At 37.9% G+C, this 17,480-nt stretch carries 18 protein-coding genes; 16 read left to right on the top strand and 2 right to left on the bottom strand.

Annotated features, from left to right (window positions below; translation table 11 throughout):
* The first annotated feature begins 16 nt into the window (after window positions 1-16).
* The 15 genes from EO111_RS00210 to EO111_RS00140 all read left to right on the top strand — a co-directional run bounded on the left by EO111_RS00210 (window position 17) and on the right by EO111_RS00140 (window position 14,334).
* Window positions 17-907, top strand: coding sequence for a LysR family transcriptional regulator (locus tag EO111_RS00210; RefSeq protein ID WP_062401409.1), 891 nt, complete (start codon window positions 17-19; stop codon window positions 905-907).
* Between the two features lie 11 nt (window positions 908-918).
* Window positions 919-1,503: a xanthine phosphoribosyltransferase gene (locus tag EO111_RS00205; protein ID WP_009353068.1), complete on the top strand. Its 585-nt coding sequence runs from the start codon at window positions 919-921 to the stop codon at window positions 1,501-1,503.
* An 83-nt stretch (window positions 1,504-1,586) separates the two neighbouring features.
* Window positions 1,587-2,114 carry a hypothetical protein gene (locus EO111_RS00200; protein ID WP_009353096.1) on the top strand — a complete coding sequence of 176 codons (528 nt, stop codon included), beginning with the start codon at window positions 1,587-1,589 and terminating at the stop codon, window positions 2,112-2,114.
* A gap of 67 nt (window positions 2,115-2,181) precedes the next feature.
* Window positions 2,182-2,646, top strand: coding sequence for a hypothetical protein (locus EO111_RS00195; protein ID WP_009353098.1), 465 nt, complete (start codon window positions 2,182-2,184; stop codon window positions 2,644-2,646).
* 263 nt (window positions 2,647-2,909) lie between these two features.
* Window positions 2,910-3,269: a helix-turn-helix domain-containing protein gene (locus EO111_RS00190; protein ID WP_009353094.1), complete on the top strand. Its 360-nt coding sequence runs from the start codon at window positions 2,910-2,912 to the stop codon at window positions 3,267-3,269.
* A 276-nt stretch (window positions 3,270-3,545) separates the two neighbouring features.
* Window positions 3,546-4,532 carry a D-glycerate dehydrogenase gene (locus EO111_RS00185; RefSeq protein ID WP_127010166.1) on the top strand — a complete coding sequence of 329 codons (987 nt, stop codon included), beginning with the start codon at window positions 3,546-3,548 and terminating at the stop codon, window positions 4,530-4,532.
* A gap of 136 nt (window positions 4,533-4,668) precedes the next feature.
* Window positions 4,669-6,372 carry a glutamine--tRNA ligase/YqeY domain fusion protein gene (locus EO111_RS00180; RefSeq protein WP_127010165.1) on the top strand — a complete coding sequence of 568 codons (1,704 nt, stop codon included), beginning with the start codon at window positions 4,669-4,671 and terminating at the stop codon, window positions 6,370-6,372.
* Between the two features lie 9 nt (window positions 6,373-6,381).
* Window positions 6,382-6,987 carry a hypothetical protein gene (locus EO111_RS00175; RefSeq protein WP_126940711.1) on the top strand — a complete coding sequence of 202 codons (606 nt, stop codon included), beginning with the start codon at window positions 6,382-6,384 and terminating at the stop codon, window positions 6,985-6,987.
* 258 nt (window positions 6,988-7,245) lie between these two features.
* Window positions 7,246-7,812, top strand: a complete 567-nt coding sequence (locus EO111_RS00170; protein ID WP_126940710.1) for a DUF3793 family protein — start codon at window positions 7,246-7,248, stop codon at window positions 7,810-7,812.
* Window positions 7,813-7,823: 11 nt separating this feature from the next.
* Window positions 7,824-8,240, top strand: coding sequence for a flavodoxin domain-containing protein (locus tag EO111_RS00165; RefSeq protein ID WP_009353092.1), 417 nt, complete (start codon window positions 7,824-7,826; stop codon window positions 8,238-8,240).
* Between the two features lie 191 nt (window positions 8,241-8,431).
* Window positions 8,432-9,226 (top strand): DUF3100 domain-containing protein, encoded by a 795-nt coding sequence (locus EO111_RS00160; RefSeq protein ID WP_127010164.1) that lies wholly within the window; start codon window positions 8,432-8,434, stop codon window positions 9,224-9,226.
* A gap of 1 nt (window position 9,227) precedes the next feature.
* Window positions 9,228-9,689, top strand: a complete 462-nt coding sequence (locus EO111_RS00155) for a hypothetical protein (RefSeq protein ID WP_062401414.1) — start codon at window positions 9,228-9,230, stop codon at window positions 9,687-9,689.
* 162 nt (window positions 9,690-9,851) lie between these two features.
* Complete coding sequence (locus EO111_RS00150) at window positions 9,852-11,171, top strand: amidohydrolase (protein ID WP_126940709.1); 1,320 nt, start codon at window positions 9,852-9,854, stop codon at window positions 11,169-11,171.
* Between the two features lie 89 nt (window positions 11,172-11,260).
* On the top strand, window positions 11,261-12,778 hold the full coding sequence (locus EO111_RS00145; RefSeq protein ID WP_127010163.1) for an NAD(P)/FAD-dependent oxidoreductase: 1,518 nt from the start codon (window positions 11,261-11,263) through the stop codon (window positions 12,776-12,778).
* 392 nt (window positions 12,779-13,170) lie between these two features.
* The gene (locus EO111_RS00140) at window positions 13,171-14,334 is read left to right on the top strand and encodes a cation diffusion facilitator family transporter (RefSeq protein WP_240642180.1); all 1,164 of its coding nucleotides are present in this window, start codon (window positions 13,171-13,173) and stop codon (window positions 14,332-14,334) included.
* Between the two features lie 186 nt (window positions 14,335-14,520).
* Here EO111_RS00140 and sstT read toward each other — a convergent pair whose 3' ends face one another.
* Complete coding sequence (gene sstT / locus EO111_RS00135; RefSeq protein ID WP_009353062.1) at window positions 14,521-15,741, bottom strand: serine/threonine transporter SstT; 1,221 nt, start codon at window positions 15,739-15,741, stop codon at window positions 14,521-14,523.
* Between the two features lie 178 nt (window positions 15,742-15,919).
* Between sstT and EO111_RS00130 the strand changes: the two genes are divergently transcribed.
* Complete coding sequence (locus EO111_RS00130) at window positions 15,920-16,639, top strand: class I SAM-dependent methyltransferase (RefSeq protein WP_009353120.1); 720 nt, start codon at window positions 15,920-15,922, stop codon at window positions 16,637-16,639.
* Window positions 16,640-16,686: 47 nt separating this feature from the next.
* Here the strand turns inward: EO111_RS00130 and EO111_RS00125 are convergent, their stop codons facing one another.
* Window positions 16,687-17,319 carry a superoxide dismutase gene (locus EO111_RS00125; RefSeq protein ID WP_164727574.1) on the bottom strand — a complete coding sequence of 211 codons (633 nt, stop codon included), beginning with the start codon at window positions 17,317-17,319 and terminating at the stop codon, window positions 16,687-16,689.
* Between the last annotated feature and the right edge of the window lie 161 nt (window positions 17,320-17,480).

Raw genomic sequence — 17,480 nt, 5'->3', positions numbered from 1 at the left:
AAATTTGAGGTTATTTATGTCTGTGTCTGCAGAATTACTGCGTGCCTTTGTGGGAGTAGGATTGCACTTATCTTTTTCCAAGGCAGCGAAAGCGAATGGTGTCTCACAATCGGCCATTAGCCAGAGTATTAAGCAATTAGAAAAAGATTTAGGAATTCCTCTATTTGAAAGGACAACAAAATCAGTAGCTTTTACAAAAGCAGGTCGTGAACTCTTTGAAACAGCTGTAGAAGCATTTTCCATTTTAGACAATGGGATTGTAAAACTACAAGAACGTGTATCTAGGGATTATAAGAGTTTACACTTAGCAGCTACAGATACATTGAGTAAGTATTTTTTGTTACCTACTTTCAAAAGTTGGCAAGAAAAACAGCTAGATATTAGTTTACGTGTTACGAATCGACCATCCCGTGAATGCGTAGGAATGCTTGAATCGGGAGAGGCTCAAATCGCTGTGGTTCATGCCTATGATGGACTCTATGATAATAATCATTTAGAAATCCTAGACTTAGAGCCTATGCAAGATATATTTGTAGGAGGCACTATATACAAAGATGAGTCGAAGGTTTGGTCCATTGATGAAATTATGGCAGAGCCATTATTATTGCTTACGATGGGGGCGAGCAGTCGTACTTTTTTTGATACGGTTACCTATAATCGATGTACGAGCCCAGCTTTTGAGCTAGGTAGCTTGGATGTACTTATGGATTTGGTTGAAATTAACTTAGGGATTTCTTTAGTGCCAGAATTAGTGGCTAGAGAAAAAATAAAAAAAGGTTCTTTAATCGAATTAAAAACAAACTTACATATTCCAGAGCGTCGTATTGTATTAGTACGATCAAGAATGGATGCATTAACAGAAGGTGTTTCACAATTTATTAATATATTGAAAGACAGAAAACAATAAGGAGGATCATCGTGGAATTATTAAAACAGCGTATTGATGCAGAAGGTATTGTATTAAACAATCGAGTGTTAAAAGTAGATGGATTTTTAAATCATCAAATTGATCCTAAATTGTTTGTTCAAATCGGTAAAGAAATTGCGAAACAATTTGAAGGACGAGGTATTGAACGTATTGTTACGATTGAAGCCTCTGGTATTGCAATCGCATTACAAGTTGCCATTGAACTAGATGTTCCTTTAGTATTTGCGCGTAAGAAAAAATCTATTTTGATGACAGATGATGTATATCACTCTGTGGTATATTCTTATACAAAAGAAGAGAACTATGATGTAACAATTTCCAAAAAATTCTTACCTGCAGGAGAGAAAGTATTAATTATTGACGATTTTTTAGCTAGCGGTGAAGCGGCTATGGGATTGGCTAAGCTTGTAGAAAGCGCAGGAGATACGGTAGAAGGAATTGCTATTGTCATTGAAAAATCATTCCAACCAGGTCGTGAGCGTTTAGAAAAAGCAGGGTATGAAGTACATTCTTTAGTGCGAATTGCACGCTTTGAAAATGATCGTTGTATTTATAAAGAAGATGAATCTTGTTAATCCATTGAAATCATATCTCATTGTGTGTTATCATTATGGTAATGAGTTTTAATTTTAAACGTATTTGGAATGGAGTTAAGACAGTGAACAAAAAAGCAGAATTATTTCAACAGTTTATTGAACAAAATGAATTAACAAATCTTTTTACTCTTCGTGAGATTGAAAATGATCAATATAATACAGCGATATTCGATGCGAGTATTGAGTATAATGATATTGTGTTCCCATTGTTTGTAGTATTGGATGATACGCCATTTGGTTTTGTGCGTTTAGAAATTGCAGGTGGTCGCTTCACTCCAGAACAACGAAAAGCTACAGTGGAAGTGCTAAATCAATTGAATAGTGAATTTAAATGTTTCAAACACTATCTAATGGAAGAAGATGGCTACGAAGCAATTCTTTTAGATGTAAGCTTAATGAGTGGAGATAATTTTGAGCCAGAGTTAGTAGCATATACTATTTTTGAGGTCTTGTATCCACATACACAAAAAGACTTAACTCGTATTATTGCAGCAGTAGAAAGTGTTAAAGTAGAAAATACTGCAGTAGAAGAAACGGCTACTAAAAAAGAAAGTAAACCGCGGAAAACTACAAAATCTAAAAAGGATTAAGACTGATAGAATAAAATTATATGGGCATTGTGACAAGCAATGCCCTTTTTTTAACGAGGTGATACCTATGAATGAAAAGGCGAGATTATTTGAAAAATTTCTCATTGATGAACAATTGACATGCTTTGAAAAGCGTGAAGTTGGCGATGAAGATCATACGGTTGTATTTAGATCCTATGTACAAACAGAATTAGGAGATATTCCAGTATTTTTATTGTTGGATGATACAATTTATGCTACAATTCGATTATTGATGGGGGCAGGTGTTGTTACTAAGGAAAATCGTCAAGATATTCTGACTTTTATCAATCGTGAGAACAGTACATATAAAAGCTTCAAATATTATATTGAAGAAGATGATGATAGTGTATATTTAGATTGTATTAATCAAAGCGCAAATTCTAATTTTGATCCACGATTGTTATATGTATTGATGACACAGATTGTTGAATACATTCCTGGAAAAATTCAAACTATAGGTGAGGTATTCCGAGTTGAACAATTACCGCCACCAGAACATGCACATGAATAATATAAATAATTTATGAGAAAAAACGATTAAAATAGAATGAAATCTATCAATTTTGATTAAAATATAATCAAAAATACGCATGCGCAGTTGGGATAAACAATTCAATTCGTGTAATACAATTCAAAAATGCTGAAAAACATAGAGAGATACACAATTCGTGAGATGTGGGATAGTGGTTTTCTATAGCATATCTATTGTATCTCATGCTATAATAGAGATAGGTTATTTATACTATAGATTCACGTAGTATAAGGGGTGATACAATGGCATTAGGTGAAAATTTAAGACATGCCCGTAAACGGATTGGGCGGAGTCAATTAGATGTGGCTCGGGATATTGGTATTAGTAATGCTGCCCTGTCAAATTACGAAACAGGATATCGAGAGCCTGATTTGGAAACCTTAAAGCGATTGGCTAATTATTATGATGTAACAATTGATGAATTAGCAGGCAATGCAAGCATGGCTAGAGAAATTCTTTACGATTTGAGTAGCATTGTAAAAAATGGGCGCATCGCACATAATGGTGTAGAATATGTATTAAGTGATTCACAACGATTAAAATTGAGACGCCAAATTGCACATGCATTTGAAATGTTCAATGAAGGAAAATCCAATTGGTAGGATAAACATGTTATTCTAGGAACGTTTGTGGAATAGCATATCATCGTATAGAAAGCGTAGAAGCTCTCGGGTACGTTTGAGAGTGCAAGTTACCGTATCTACAAATAAAAAGCACAGTTCTATGAAAATAGGACTGTCTTTTTTATTGTCCAAAGGAGATATGATATAATTTACAAAAGAGGTATTTATAACGATGACTAGCAATAGTCAAGAGTGGATAATATAACATAATACTTATAGGGTAGATACATAGGATACATGAAAGTGAGGTAACAAATGAATAAACCAATAGTAGTAGTACCGGGTCTAGTGCGTAAAGATGTAGTCGCTTATTTAAGTGAACATGTGACAGTGCGTCAGTGGACAGAAAAAGAAAAAATGCCAAAAGAGCTGCTAAAAGAATGGCTTCGTGATGCAGATGGATTATGGAGTATTAATCATTTTGCTGTGGATGAAGAACTAGTTAAAGATGCGCCAAATTTAAAGGTAATTGCACAGGCTTCTGTGGGCTATGATAATATCGATATCGATGCGTTAACAGCACGTCATATACCTTATGGCAATACACCTGATGTATTAACAGAAACCACAGCTGAGTTAGCATTTACATTGATGGCAGCTGCCAGTCGTAGAATTTATGAAAATGCTCAGTTCGTTAAGGAGGGTAAATGGGTTGAACGCCCTTCAAATATTAAAGGTAAAGATTTAAGCCGTATGACATTAGGCATTATAGGTATGGGTAAAATTGGTGTGTCCGTATCTCGTAGAGCTCGTGCTTTTGGGATGACTGTACAGTATCATAACCGTAATCGTCGCAATGACGATAGTTTACTCATGACAACATATGTATCACTGGGCAAGTTGCTCACTACTAGTGATATTATTTTAGTAATGGCTCCATTGACAGAGGAAACACATCATTTAATTGATGCAGAAGCTTTTGAAATGATGAAGGAGACGGCTTTATTTGTCAATGTGGGACGTGGAAAAATTGTGGATACAGACGCATTAGTGCACGCGTTAGAAACGGGTCAAATCGATTACGCGGCTTTAGATGTGGTAGATCCAGAACCAATTGGGGCAGACCATCCATTACTTAAAACTGGTAAATGTCTAGTGGTACCTCATATTGGGTCTTTCACTGATCGCACTCGTAAAGAGATGGCTATGCTGACAGCTAATAACCTGATTGCTGGTGTACATGGTAAACCATTGTTGACCTGTGTTAATGAAAGTGTTAATTACCAATCCATCGAGAAATAAATGGTAGAGAACTGATATGAAAATTGCTGGTTTCATTCATAAGAAAACGGTGAAACATAGCTGTTCCTGTGGTATAATAAAGAGAATGTGCAGAACGTGCACTTGTGTATAATCAATCTAAGAGAGGAAGAATCACATGGAATCGAAAGAGACGATGATGAGTACAGAAGAAACAACGCCTCAAACTGTTAATTTTATTGAAGCGATTATTAATACAGATAATGAAGAAAATACCTATGGAAAACGTGTTCATACGCGATTCCCACCTGAGCCAAATGGGTATTTGCATATTGGACATGCAAAATCTATTTGTCTTAACTTTGGTCTTGGCAAATCGTATCATGGCTTAACAAACTTGCGTTTTGATGATACAAATCCTGTGAAAGAAGATGTGGAATATGTAGAATCCATTGAAGAAGATGTAAAATGGTTAGGCTTTGAATGGCATGGGGATGTACATTATGCATCTGACTATTTTGGTAAATTATATGAATATGCCCAAGTATTGATCAAAAAAGGTAAAGCCTATGTAGATGATCAAACACCAGAAGAAATCCGTGCTACTCGTGGTGATTTTACAACTCCTGGCACGAATAGTCCTTATCGTGACCGTAGCGTAGAAGAAAACTTACGTCTTTTTGAAGAAATGAAAACGGGCAAATATAAAGATGGAGAAAAAGTATTACGTGCCAAAATTGATATGGCAGACCCTAATATCGTAATGCGAGACCCTGTATTGTATCGTATTTTACATGCTGACCATCATCGTACAGGTTCTGAATGGAATATTTACCCTATGTATGACTATGCCCATCCAGTATCTGATGCGATTGAACGTATTACCCATTCTGTATGTACCTTAGAATTTGAAGTGCATCGACCACTCTATAATTGGGTGTTGGAAGATTGGGAAGATACAGAAAAACCAAAACAGATTGAATTTGCTCGCTTAAATGTGACGAATATGGTCATGAGTAAACGTAAATTGCGCCAATTAGTTGAGTTAAATCTTGTAAGTGGTTGGGATGATCCTCGTATGCCAACGATTTCTGGTTTACGTCGTCGTGGTTATACCCCAGAGTCCATTCGGGATTTCTGTGAACGTATTGGTGTGGCCAAAGCAGATAGCATGGTAGAAGTAGGTCTATTAGAGTTCTGTATCCGTGAAGATTTGAAATTAAAAGCGCCACGGTATATGGCAGTACTAGACCCAGTAAAAGTTGTCATCACAAATTATCCAGAAGGGCAAACGGAGACATTAGTGATCGAGAACAATACAGAAAATGAAGCAATGGGCATACGTGAAGTGACATTTGGTCGAGAAGTGTACATTGAGCGTGGTGATTTTATGGAAGAGCCAGTGAAAAAATTCTTCCGTTTAGCACCTGGCAAAGAAGTACGCTTAAAAGGTGCCTACATCATTGAATGTCAATCTGTAGTAAAGGATGACAATGGCAATATCACTGAAATCCATTGTACCTATGATCCAACTACAAAATCTGGAACAGGCTGTCAAAAGAAAGTAAAAGGTATCTTACATTGGGTAGAAGCCTCTACAGCGGTAGATATGGAAGTGCGCTTATACGATTATTTATTATCTGCAGAAGATGATGAATCGGCAGATAAGGATTTCTTACAACAGTTGAATCCAAACTCCTTAGAAGTAAAATCAGCTAAAGGTGAAGCAGCATTCCGTAATACACAAGTAGGTGATCATTATCATTTCTTGCGCACCGGTTATTTTGTAACAGATAAGGATAGCACGCCAGACCATATTGTGATGAATCGAACTGTAGGTATGCGTGATACCTGGGCGAAAATGCAAAAGAAACAAGGTTAGGCGGATATAATGAATAGAAAAATAACATATTTTGTATGGCTATGTACGCTTGTGTGTATGCTAGTTGGCAGCAAGATTGGTGTGGAAGCATCCAATACGGTATCAGATAGATGGCCGGCTACTATGCTTGTGCAAGCAGGGAGTAGTGCTAGTATTATTTCTAGTGGTATGCCACAGTCATTGGAAGAGGGACTACGACAAATTGGTATTGATACAAGTGAGTCCTACATGCTGATGGATAAACAAAATAACAATTATTACTATGCCCGTTATGGTGAAGGCACCTTGCTATATGGATTTGGTCCTAAGCAAGGTGGTTGGAATCCTACATCAGCCCCTGTAGGGTTTAAATATACAGTCGCTATGATTCAGGACTATGATTCATATGTAAAAGAACACCCTGAATCATTCCAAGTGATTGTCCCATTTCGAGAAGTAAGAAAACATGTATATGCAGGTGAAATCATTGTAAATACATGGTTTAAGCAAGTGGAATATCCTATGTATCTGCAAATTACATTCTTGTCAGATAGTACAGGAGCCCCACGAGTGAAATATGTCATGACGAATGTGCAAGATGCAGCACTGAGAAAACAATTACAGTATTTATTATAAAGAAAAGTTGCAAACTTTGAAGAATAGTATTGACTATGAGTAGTATGAAATACCTATCTTTCAAAGAGTGCAACTTTTTTGCTTTAAATGAAAAAACTTCTCATGCTTATTGACATATAGTAGGATTATTTGTATTATAATAATAGAAATAATTTTCATTATTTTGATTCATCTTTCGAGATGATATATATCCGGATTATCTATTTGCTGTGAGAGCAAGTGTTCTCCCCAAAATAAGTAAAAAGGCAGGTACAACAAATGGAATCCATCGAGCAGATTATCGGTTACCATTGTGCGCCCGCGATTCGAGGTATTAAAGTGGCAAATCTTGTTGCTTTACCTCAGCATTTAGGGGCTAAGATGGTAGAAAAAACACATGAGTATAATGATAAATTTAATCAAAAAGGTCTATTCTTTTATGAATTGTGCCATTGTGATAAACGAAAATTATTACTCGTATTTCGTGAACGTATGCTTGAGGACTATTTGCGACAACCTGAGGTGCTAGCATTTTTACAAAATTATGGATATGAATCCTATGAAACTTTGGCAGATTGGTTATTACATTTGCGTGATCGTATTGAAATGAGCGACGTATTTCCTCATGAAATCGGTGTGTTTTTAGGATATCCATTAGAAGATGTAAAAGCGTTTATCCAATTCCGCGGAGCAGGCTATAAAGTCTGTGGCGACTGGAAGGTGTATGGAAATCAAGCGTCAGCTATGCACGCATTTCATTGTTTTCGAATGTGTCGTGACTATTGTCATGCACAGTTGAATAAAGGAAAATCTTTAGAGTCTTTGGTTGCCGTAACGGCATGCTAGGAGGTAACATTATGATCGCTGTAATTTATTGGTCTGGAACAGGTAATACAGCTGCAATGGCAGAAGCTGTAGGTAAAGGCATCGCTGATGCTGGTCAAGAAGTGGTAGTAAAATCCGTTTCTGAAATCACTGCTGATGAAGCTGCTAATTATGAAAAATTAGCATTAGGTTGCGCTGACATGGGTGCTGAAGAATTGGAAGACGGTGAATTTGCACCATTCTATGAAGCATTAGAACCTAAATTGGCAGGTAAAAAAGTAGTATTGTTTGGCTCCTATGGTTGGGGTGGCTCTTGGTTAGATGACTGGGCTGGTCGCGTAGAAGGCGCGAATGGCGTTGTAGTTGACAAATTACCAGTTATGGGAGAACCTGATGATTCTGGTAAAGAACAATGTGAAGCATTAGGAAAAGCATTAGTAAACGCATAAGCCAACTATACGGCATATGATAACTCAATATACTAGCTCTTAATCATAAGAGGTGGATAGTACATCTATTCACCTCTTATTTTATTTTTGCAACCCTATTGCTAATTCGGAATCACTCACACATTGACCGTGCACGTTAAACTTTACTATAATAAAGAAATAGTTATAGTTATTAGTATAGGAGGTATTGTATGCAAGTATTACAAAACTGGAAATTACATGCATTGGCTCTTGTGATTACCATCATTGCAGAAATGATCGGAATCCAACGATTTGGAGCTGTGGTATTCTTACCACTTCTCTACGCGTTGATTATGGGTTTGTTTGTATCCATTCCATCATTCAAAATTTTAACAGTAGAAACCATGGAAAAATCAGCGGATTATCTTGGGATTGCAGTGATGCTCTTAATGGTTAAAGTAGGCTTAGGGATTGGTCCTAATTTAGAAATTCTTTCTACTGCTGGGTTGGCTCTTATGTTACAAGAGTTAGGCCATTTCTTTGGTACTATTTTATTCGGCTTGCCAGTGGCATTATTAGTAGGAATGCGCCGTGAAGCGGTGGGTGCTTGTTACTCTGTAGACCGGGAACCTAATGTAGCGATTATCATTGATAAATTTGGCTTTAGCTCTCCTGAAGGCCGTGGCGTTATGGGCATGTATATTTGTGGCGTATTGATTGGTGCTATGTGGGCGTCTGTACTAGCAGGATTTTTTGCTCAAATGGGTTGGTTCCATCCACTGGCCTTGGCTATGGGTGCGGGTGTAGGTAGTGCTAGTATGATGGCTGCTTCTACTGCCCCTATCATTGCAGTATATCCAGAATATGAAGCTCAAATTGCAGCTTTAGCAGGGGCAGCGAATTTGCTGACTACTGTACTAGGCGTTTACTTTGGTATTTTCGTATCTTTGCCTGTGATGGAAAAAACATATAATTTCTTTACAGGTCGTACACGTGAACAAGATTTGGCAGAGGAGGAACAATAAGATGACTATGAGTGAAAAAATTACACAATTTGTCATTGTTATATGCATTGCAGCTATTATGACTGCTCTGGGTAATATCATTGATGGCAAGCATCTATTGGGACCAAGCCTTGTAGGGGTCTTTGTGATTGCTGGGTTAGCAATTATTGGTGCGATTATTTCCTATTTACCAGTAGCTAATCGATTCCCTATGGTCTTCTGGGTGTCTTTAGTAGGTGTCATTGCTTCCTTGCCAATCATGCCAGGGCAAGCATGGATTATTGCACAAACAAAAGAAGTAACATTCTTGGCTACAACCACACCAGTATTAGCCTATGCAGGTCTCTCCTTGGGAAAAGACTTAGGAGCATTCCGTCGTCTATCTTGGAGAATTATTCCAGTAGCCTTAGCGGTAACGGCAGGTACCTTTATTTGTGCTGCTGCAGTAGCTCATTTTGTATTACATATGCAAGGTGTGATTTAAACTTGAATATAACCATATAGGTTATAGTTGAACCGAATGAAAGAGAGTTGAGGATTTTCTATCAACTCTCTTTTTGATTTCATGGTACAATAGAGTTCAAGAGTTATACATAGATATCTTTTAGTGAAAGGTATTTTCATACAATGTAAAAGGAGACCGATTATGTTAACGAAAGAAGAAGTAAAACAACGTGTATGTGATGCCATTGTGGCAGGTCAAGGTCGATTGCGTGCATTAGCTAGCGCCATTATGGATGAACCAGAATTGGGCTATAAAGAGCATAAAACATCTCAAAAAGTACAAGATATGTTTACAGAGCTAGGGATTCCTTTTACGACTGGTCATGCTATTACAGGTGTGAAAGGTCGTTTGCATGGTGGTAAATCTAAAAAAACTGTCGCCATGATCGGTGAATTGGATGCCATCGTATGTCACCGTCATCCAAAGGCAGATCCTATGACAGGGGCAGCCCATTGTTGTGGACATAATGTGCAAATTGCCAATTTATTTGCAGTAGCCATGGGCTTACAAGCGGAAGGCGTTATGGAAGCTCTTGGTGGGGATGTAGTTTTATTTGCTGTGCCAGCAGAAGAGATGATTGAAGTGGATTATCGCAATACATTGCGTGAAAAAGGAACGATTAAATACTTAGGTGGTAAACAACAGCTGATTTATGAAGGAGCTTTTGATGATATCCATATGGCTATGCAAATGCATGTGGAAACAGCGGACACACCTACGGGAGAAATGAACTTAGGTAGTACCTCCAATGGATTTGTGGCAAAACTGATTGAATACCATGGTAAAATTGCCCATGCAGCGGCATCTCCTCATGAAGGGATTAACGCATTAAATGCAGCTTTGATGGGGGTGATGGGAGTACATGCTATTCGTGAGACTTTCAAAGAGAGCGATTATTTCCGTTTCCATCCTATCATTAATCAAGGGGGAACCTTGGTCAACTGTGTACCAGATTATGTGCAAGTTGAAAGCTATGTGCGTGCTTCTAATGTACAAGCTATTGTGGATGGGAATCAACGTGTCAATCGTGCCTTGAAAGCTGGCGGAGATGCAGTGGGGGCTACTTGTGTGATTCATGATCTACCGGGCTATTTACCGATGCGTGATAATCCAGATATGAACAGTTTATTGCGGTCTAACTCAGAACCGCTATTTGGTACAGACAATGTACGTCAACGGGTGCATATGACAGCAAGTACTGACATGGGCGATGTATCCCATTTAATGCCTGTTATCCACCCTTGGGTGGGATGTATTGAAGGGGTGCTCCATAGTGCGGAATATAATATTACCGTACCAGATGTAGCCTATATTAAAACGGCTCAAGCCTTAGCCATGACTATTGTTGATTTATTATATGATGAGGCACAGGTTGCGGAAGAAATTTTAGAAAACTTTGAAGCTCCTTTAACAAAAGAAACGTATATTGGATTGTTAGATTCTATTGCCAGTGGAAAATAGTAAAAATTCTCATATCTAAAATAGTCGATGTATGATATACTATATACAAAGAATAAAGATTATCCATTGGTTTAGAAAGGATGACGTAAATGAAACAATATGATGTAATCGTAATTGGTACTGGTGGTGCTAGCTTAGTAGCTGATGCGGCATTAAAAGCAGGTAAACGTGTAGCTGTTATTGAAAAAACAGGATTTGGTGGTACTTGTTTAACACGTGGCTGTATTCCAACAAAAGTAATGGTTACGGCAGCAGATGTGGTACATGAAAGCCATGGTTGGAAAAAAATTGGTGTAGAAACTGCCACACCGACTCTTAACTGGGATGTAGTGAGTAAACGGGTTTGGAAAGCTATCAATAAAAGCAAAGGAGTCAAAGAGTTTTATGAAAGCTTTGACAATGCTGATGTATACCATGGAGCTGCCACTTTTGTAAGCGATAAAGTGTTATATGTAACATTACAAGATGGTACAAAAACAGAAGAAATTACAGCGCCTACTATTATCATTGGTACAGGCGGTCATTCTAAAGTAAATCATGTAGATGGCTTAGAAGAAGCAGGTTATATTACAAGTGAAAAATTCTTTGGCAGTGAATATCCAAAAGTACCATATAAACGACTAGCTGTATTTGGTGGTGGTCCTATTGGTACAGAATTTGCTGGTGTGTTTGCCGCAGCAGGTACGGAAGTGACGTTAATCCAACGCAATGTGCGTTTATTGCCAAAAGAAGATGAAGCTATTTCTGCTCATATTTTAGAAGAAATGAAAGCCATTGGAGTGAACGTATTAACAGATACTGTATGTGATAATGTACGTGTGGATAATGGTGATAAAGTAATCACTGTGAAAAACCGTACTACAGGTGAAGTATCTGAAATCCGTGTAGATGAAATTTTGGTGGCTACTGGGATTGCTCCGTCTGTAGAAGATTTGCACCTAGAAAATACTCATATTGAGCAATTACCAGGTGGCTGGATTAAAACTAATGAATTTTTAGAAACATCTGTAGAAGGTGTGTATGCATTAGGTGATGTGAATGGTAATGCAGCCTTCCGTCATCGTGCCAACTATGAAGGGGATATTATCTCTCATAATTTATATCGTGCTACATCTCCAACAGACTATCGTTGGGCACGCTATGATTTGATTCCTATGGTGACGTTCACGTATCCAGAAGTAGGTCGTGTTGGTATGACTGAAGCAGAAGCCAAAGAGGCTGGTTATGATGTGGGAGTTGGTATTAACCACTATTCTAACTCCGCAAAAGGTATGGCCCTTGGTATCGATAAAGGCGATGTGCATGACGGATTTATTAAGGTAGTAGTAGACAAAGCTACGAATCGTCTAATAGGGGCTCATATCGTGGGACCACAAGCATCGATCTTGTTCCAACCATATGTACATTTAATGAATAGTGGTGAAGTGAAATTAGTGCCTGTTCATGAAGAAATCGGTTCTAATACAACGAAAGAACTACGTGCACAAGGTTTGACACGGTACTTGGATCCACAATCTGTTATCTCCATTGGCGAGGCTATGGCTCCACATCCAACATTGTCAGAAGTGTCTATGTGGACGCAAGTATTCTACGAACATAAATGGTAATCTATTAATAAGATATTTACTAAAAACTGTAGTGATGGGAATACTATCACTGCAGTTTTTTTGCTCTACTGCATAGTTATAATTGATATTGCTTACAGTACCTATAATCAGAATATGTTTATTCTGTATAGGCAGATATGAGTATGATGTGCTAGTAATGCTAGAGGTGTAATATAGTATAAAAAATATAGCCTACCTTATTGTATGAGTATATGACATAGGTTATAACTATTTTGAAATCAAAGATTCTCAATTAAAATTATAGTTGATAATAGTTAAATAATGGTATATAATGAGAAAGTAAATGAGAATAAAAAGCTACCTCTGTGATATAGCAGATTAGAATGGGGTAGAATTGTGAGTATATGTTAAATAGATAAAAGAGGTGTAGTATGACAGAAGTATTAATCCGTTTATTTGTAAAAAATAAAGATGAAGTCAAAGATACTAATGTACGCCAACAATATGGGATTATGGCGAGTATCACCGGTATTGTGGTAAATGTGTTAGTTTGTTTAGGGGAATTAATCATTGGTTTTCTTATCGGCTCCATTGCCATGATTAGTGATGCTATCCATAATGTGGCTGATGCAGGGGGATCCTTAGTATCCTTTTTGAGTTTTAAATTATCTGGCCGTAAAGCAGATGCAGAGCATCCATATGGACATGGTCGAATGGAATATTTGTTATCCATTGGTTTTTCTATTTTGCTTTTTGTAGTAGCTGCTCAATTAGGTATTGAAGCGGTGGAGCACATTATGAATCCCGAGGTAGTAGAGTTTTCCATATCCGCACTGGCTGTTATGTTAGGGGCTATGGCTTTGAAGATTTGGTTATCCTTCTTTTTGCGTTCCATTGGTAATCGTATTGATTCTCCTATCTTGCGTGCCAATGGGAAAGAAGCTTTATCCGATGTATGGGCGACGGCAGCGATTGCTATTGGCTTATTGTTGGGCGGTATATTCCAATTGAGCGTTGATGGGTATTTAGGCTTAATTGTGGCACTTATCATTGCCAAAGCTGGTTTTGAAGTGCTGAAAGAAGCGACAGATCGTTTATTAGGATTTGAACCTACTGCAGAACGTGTACAAGAGATTATTAATTTTGTAGAATCTAAGGCTGGCATTTTAGGAACTCATGATTTAATGATTCATGATTATGGTCCAGGCCACGAGTATGCTTCTATCCACGTAGAAGTAGATGCGAAACAAGATGCGATGACCATCCATAATATGATTGATCGTGTAGAACGACAAGCTTTGAAAGAATTGCAGTTAAAATTGACTATCCATATGGATCCAATCGTTGTCAATGAGCAAACCCTAGCTTTGCAACAACGTTTAGTGGCAGTGATTCAAGCCTATGATGACAGTTTTTCTTTATACGATATTCGAATTGATATGGAACATAGAAAGATTAGTTTTGACGTACAAGTACCGCATGATGTGAAATATACGAAAGAGGAACTTTCACAAAAATTAAGCCAATTAGTAGAAGCGGTACTGCCAACATTCGTAGTGAAACCGAATGTAGTACACGGATACACTGGGGTATAAGAGAAAGCATATCATCCTGTTTGCTTTACAATATAAGTGATGACACAAATAAGAAAGGACTGGTACAGATTGTACCAGTCCTTTTTAGGGCTTACTTTCATAAGCCATATGTAATTATAAATTCTATTGGGCATCCCATACCAAAGAACAAATAGACCTTTCAAACAGTATGTGTGAAGTATACGTTTATACTTTGTCCGTTGGGTAGCCGTGACGCGCATAATCTACAGCTGCTGTAAATAAGATATCTGTAGAAGAGTTTAATGCTGTTTCGGTGGAGTCTTGAATCACGCCGATGATGAATCCAACACCAACCACTTGCATAGCTACATCATTGGAAATACCGAATAGGGAACAAGCTAATGGAATCAATAAGAGTGAACCACCAGCTACACCGGAGGCACCGCAAGCGGAGATGGTAGCGATAATGCTAAGTAAGATTGCTGTCGCTAGATCTACTTGAATACCCAATGTAGATACAGCTGCCAATGCCATAACAGTGATGGTAATAGCTGCACCGCCCATGTTGATAGTAGCGCCTAATGGAATGGAAATGGAATAGGTATCAGGTGTAATGCCTAAACGTTTTGCTAAATCCATGTTAACTGGAATGTTCGCAGCGGAACTACGAGTGAAGAAGGCTGTCACACCAGATTCACGAAGGCAGCGGAATACCAATGGATATGGATTGCGTTTCATAACGATAGCTACGATCAATGGATTGATGATGAGCGCTACCGCAAACATACATCCTAATAGGACTAATAACAATTTACCGTAAGTCAGTAAAGCGCCTAACCCATTTTCACCGATAGATTGAGCTACTAAGCCCATGATACCAAGAGGAGCAAATTTAATAATCCATTGTACAGCCAATGTAATCGCATCAGAGATGGAAGCCATCACATCTTTTGTTTCATTTGCTGCATGACGAAGAGCGAAACCAAATAGTAAAGCCCAACCAAGAATGCCGATATAGTTACCACTTAAAATGGCTTTCACAGGATTTTCTACAATATTAGTTAATAAAGTAGAAAGTACTGCAGTAATACCACTAGGAGGTGCTGTATCAGCTGGAGATGCTGTTAATAGCAAAGTCGTAGGGAATAAGAAACTACCTGCTACGGCGATAGCTGCAGATGCAAATGTGCCGATTAAGTACAATACGATGATGGAACGCATACCAGTTTTTTGACCGGAACGATGACGGCTGACTGCTGCGATGACTAAGAAAAATACTAATACAGGTGCTACACCTTTTAATGCACCTACGAAGATGGTACCTAATAAAGATAACTTCACAGCATTTTCTGGAGACCATACGGCAATACCAGTGCCGATTAAGAGACCTATGCAGATTTGCTGGATGAGGCTAAATCTATTGATGAATTGAAATAATGCCCTCATAGAAAACTCCTTATACTTATAAATACTTAAAATCGAGTACAAATATCTACTCATAAAAGACGTAAGCACATTATAAACGGAATATATACTTTTGGCAAGAGAAAAAAATCACAAATTATGGAATATCCTCATCCATTCGTGTATAATTAATAGCAGTATAAATAACTGGAGGTATATTGTGGAATTTAAAACACATGAAGATAAAAAAGCTTACGTGCAAGATATATTCTCTCATATTGCGAAGCATTATGATGTGATGAATACATTATTGAGTTTTAACCAAGATGCACGGTGGCGTAGATTTGCTATAGCACAATTAGAATTAACGGAAGGTATGCAACTAGCAGATATTGCTTGTGGTACTTGTATGTTAACAAAAACAGCATTACAAGAAATTCCGTCTTTACATGTGGAAGGACTTGATTTTAGTCCTGAAATGTTAGCGGTGGGGCAAAATCGATTAGAGAAAGAAGGATATACAGATCGAGTGACCTTGACCCAAGGGGATGCTATGGATTTACCTTATGATAGCAATACCTTTGATGGTGCTGTATCTGGTTTTGCTTTGCGCAATGTGCCAAGCATTGAACAAACGATTCGTGAAATGAAACGTGTTGTTAAACCGGGAGGCAAAGTAGTGACTTTGGAATTGGCAAAGCCTACTATGTTTGGGTTTAAACAAGCCTATTATATATACTTTGAAAAGATTCTGCCTGTGTTGGGGAAATTGAGCCGAGATCAATCATCCTATGCATGGCTGCCAGAATCATTGCGCCGTTATGTGGGGCAAGAAGGTGTTCTTCAAATTTTTAAAGATGTGGGACTACAAGATGCTAAGTATTTTGAACTTACAGGTGGCATTGTAGCAGTCCATGTGGGCACCGTACCAGAAGAATAGAAAAAAGCTGTCATACACAACGAGGTAATGACAGCTTTTTATTTGTTTTATTCGTGGCCAAAGCGATTTGGACTTTTTAATGTTTCTTCGTAGATGTGGTTCACGATCTTCCAATTCACAATGGTGAAGAAGGTATCAATATAGTTTTGACGGTTAGATGAGGAATACATGTAATCCCACATATTGATACCTAAAATGGCAGTTTGCATATCCATAATTGGATTGTTTTGTTCTTTTGTGGAAGTAATAGAAAGGGTATTGTCTGGGTTGATGACAAGCCAAGTCCAACCATTACCAACATGGGCGTGAGCCTCCTTCGTAAACTGCTGTTGGAATGTTTCCAAGGACCCAAAAGAGCGGTTGATAGCATCTTTGATTGGTCCGTTGATGGTACTTGTATTAGGGCTTGTCAACGTGTGCAAAAATAAGGTTACATTCTTATAGGCTCCACCATAACACTGAATGTCTTGTCGAATTTCTTGTGGTACATGGCTTAGGCCTCCTAACAGACAGTCAATATGACCAAAGCGAAGGTCAGGACACTCTTCAACTAGTTCATTAAGTGAAGATATGGCATGGCTGTACACCTGGGTATACAAAAATGTGAGTGTTTCTCTGCTGATAATCGGTTCTAAGGCATGGTCAGGATAAGGCAGTGCTTCTAATTCAAAATACTTCATGGTCACCTCCACAGTAAAAACGATAATGATAGATATTATCATAGTTACTCTTATGGTACTTGATGGATTGATAAAAGTCAAGACATATACTTTGATGGATAGAATATAATAGACTAAATGAATATACAATTGCTCATTGAATAAAAGAGGTACAATCTGTA

Origin of the sequence: Veillonella sp. CHU594 (genome assembly GCF_003992265.1) — a bacterium.
Taxonomy (GTDB): Bacteria; Bacillota; Negativicutes; order Veillonellales; family Veillonellaceae; genus F0422.
This window is presented reverse-complemented; position numbering and strand designations above follow the sequence as displayed.

Coding starts and splice junctions, on each gene's coding strand:
- EO111_RS00175 (WP_126940711.1), top strand. CDS start 6,382: ATGAATAGAAAAATAACATATTTTGTATGGCTATGTACGCTTGTGTGT.
- EO111_RS00155 (WP_062401414.1), top strand. CDS start 9,228: ATGACTATGAGTGAAAAAATTACACAATTTGTCATTGTTATATGCATT.
- sstT (WP_009353062.1), bottom strand. CDS start 15,741: ATGAGGGCATTATTTCAATTCATCAATAGATTTAGCCTCATCCAGCAA.
- EO111_RS00210 (WP_062401409.1), top strand. CDS start 17: ATGTCTGTGTCTGCAGAATTACTGCGTGCCTTTGTGGGAGTAGGATTG.
- EO111_RS00185 (WP_127010166.1), top strand. CDS start 3,546: ATGAATAAACCAATAGTAGTAGTACCGGGTCTAGTGCGTAAAGATGTA.
- EO111_RS00180 (WP_127010165.1), top strand. CDS start 4,669: ATGGAATCGAAAGAGACGATGATGAGTACAGAAGAAACAACGCCTCAA.
- EO111_RS00125 (WP_164727574.1), bottom strand. CDS start 17,319: ATGAAGTATTTTGAATTAGAAGCACTGCCTTATCCTGACCATGCCTTA.
- EO111_RS00140 (WP_240642180.1), top strand. CDS start 13,171: ATGACAGAAGTATTAATCCGTTTATTTGTAAAAAATAAAGATGAAGTC.
- EO111_RS00170 (WP_126940710.1), top strand. CDS start 7,246: ATGGAATCCATCGAGCAGATTATCGGTTACCATTGTGCGCCCGCGATT.
- EO111_RS00190 (WP_009353094.1), top strand. CDS start 2,910: ATGGCATTAGGTGAAAATTTAAGACATGCCCGTAAACGGATTGGGCGG.
- EO111_RS00165 (WP_009353092.1), top strand. CDS start 7,824: ATGATCGCTGTAATTTATTGGTCTGGAACAGGTAATACAGCTGCAATG.
- EO111_RS00195 (WP_009353098.1), top strand. CDS start 2,182: ATGAATGAAAAGGCGAGATTATTTGAAAAATTTCTCATTGATGAACAA.
- EO111_RS00150 (WP_126940709.1), top strand. CDS start 9,852: ATGTTAACGAAAGAAGAAGTAAAACAACGTGTATGTGATGCCATTGTG.
- EO111_RS00145 (WP_127010163.1), top strand. CDS start 11,261: ATGAAACAATATGATGTAATCGTAATTGGTACTGGTGGTGCTAGCTTA.
- EO111_RS00160 (WP_127010164.1), top strand. CDS start 8,432: ATGCAAGTATTACAAAACTGGAAATTACATGCATTGGCTCTTGTGATT.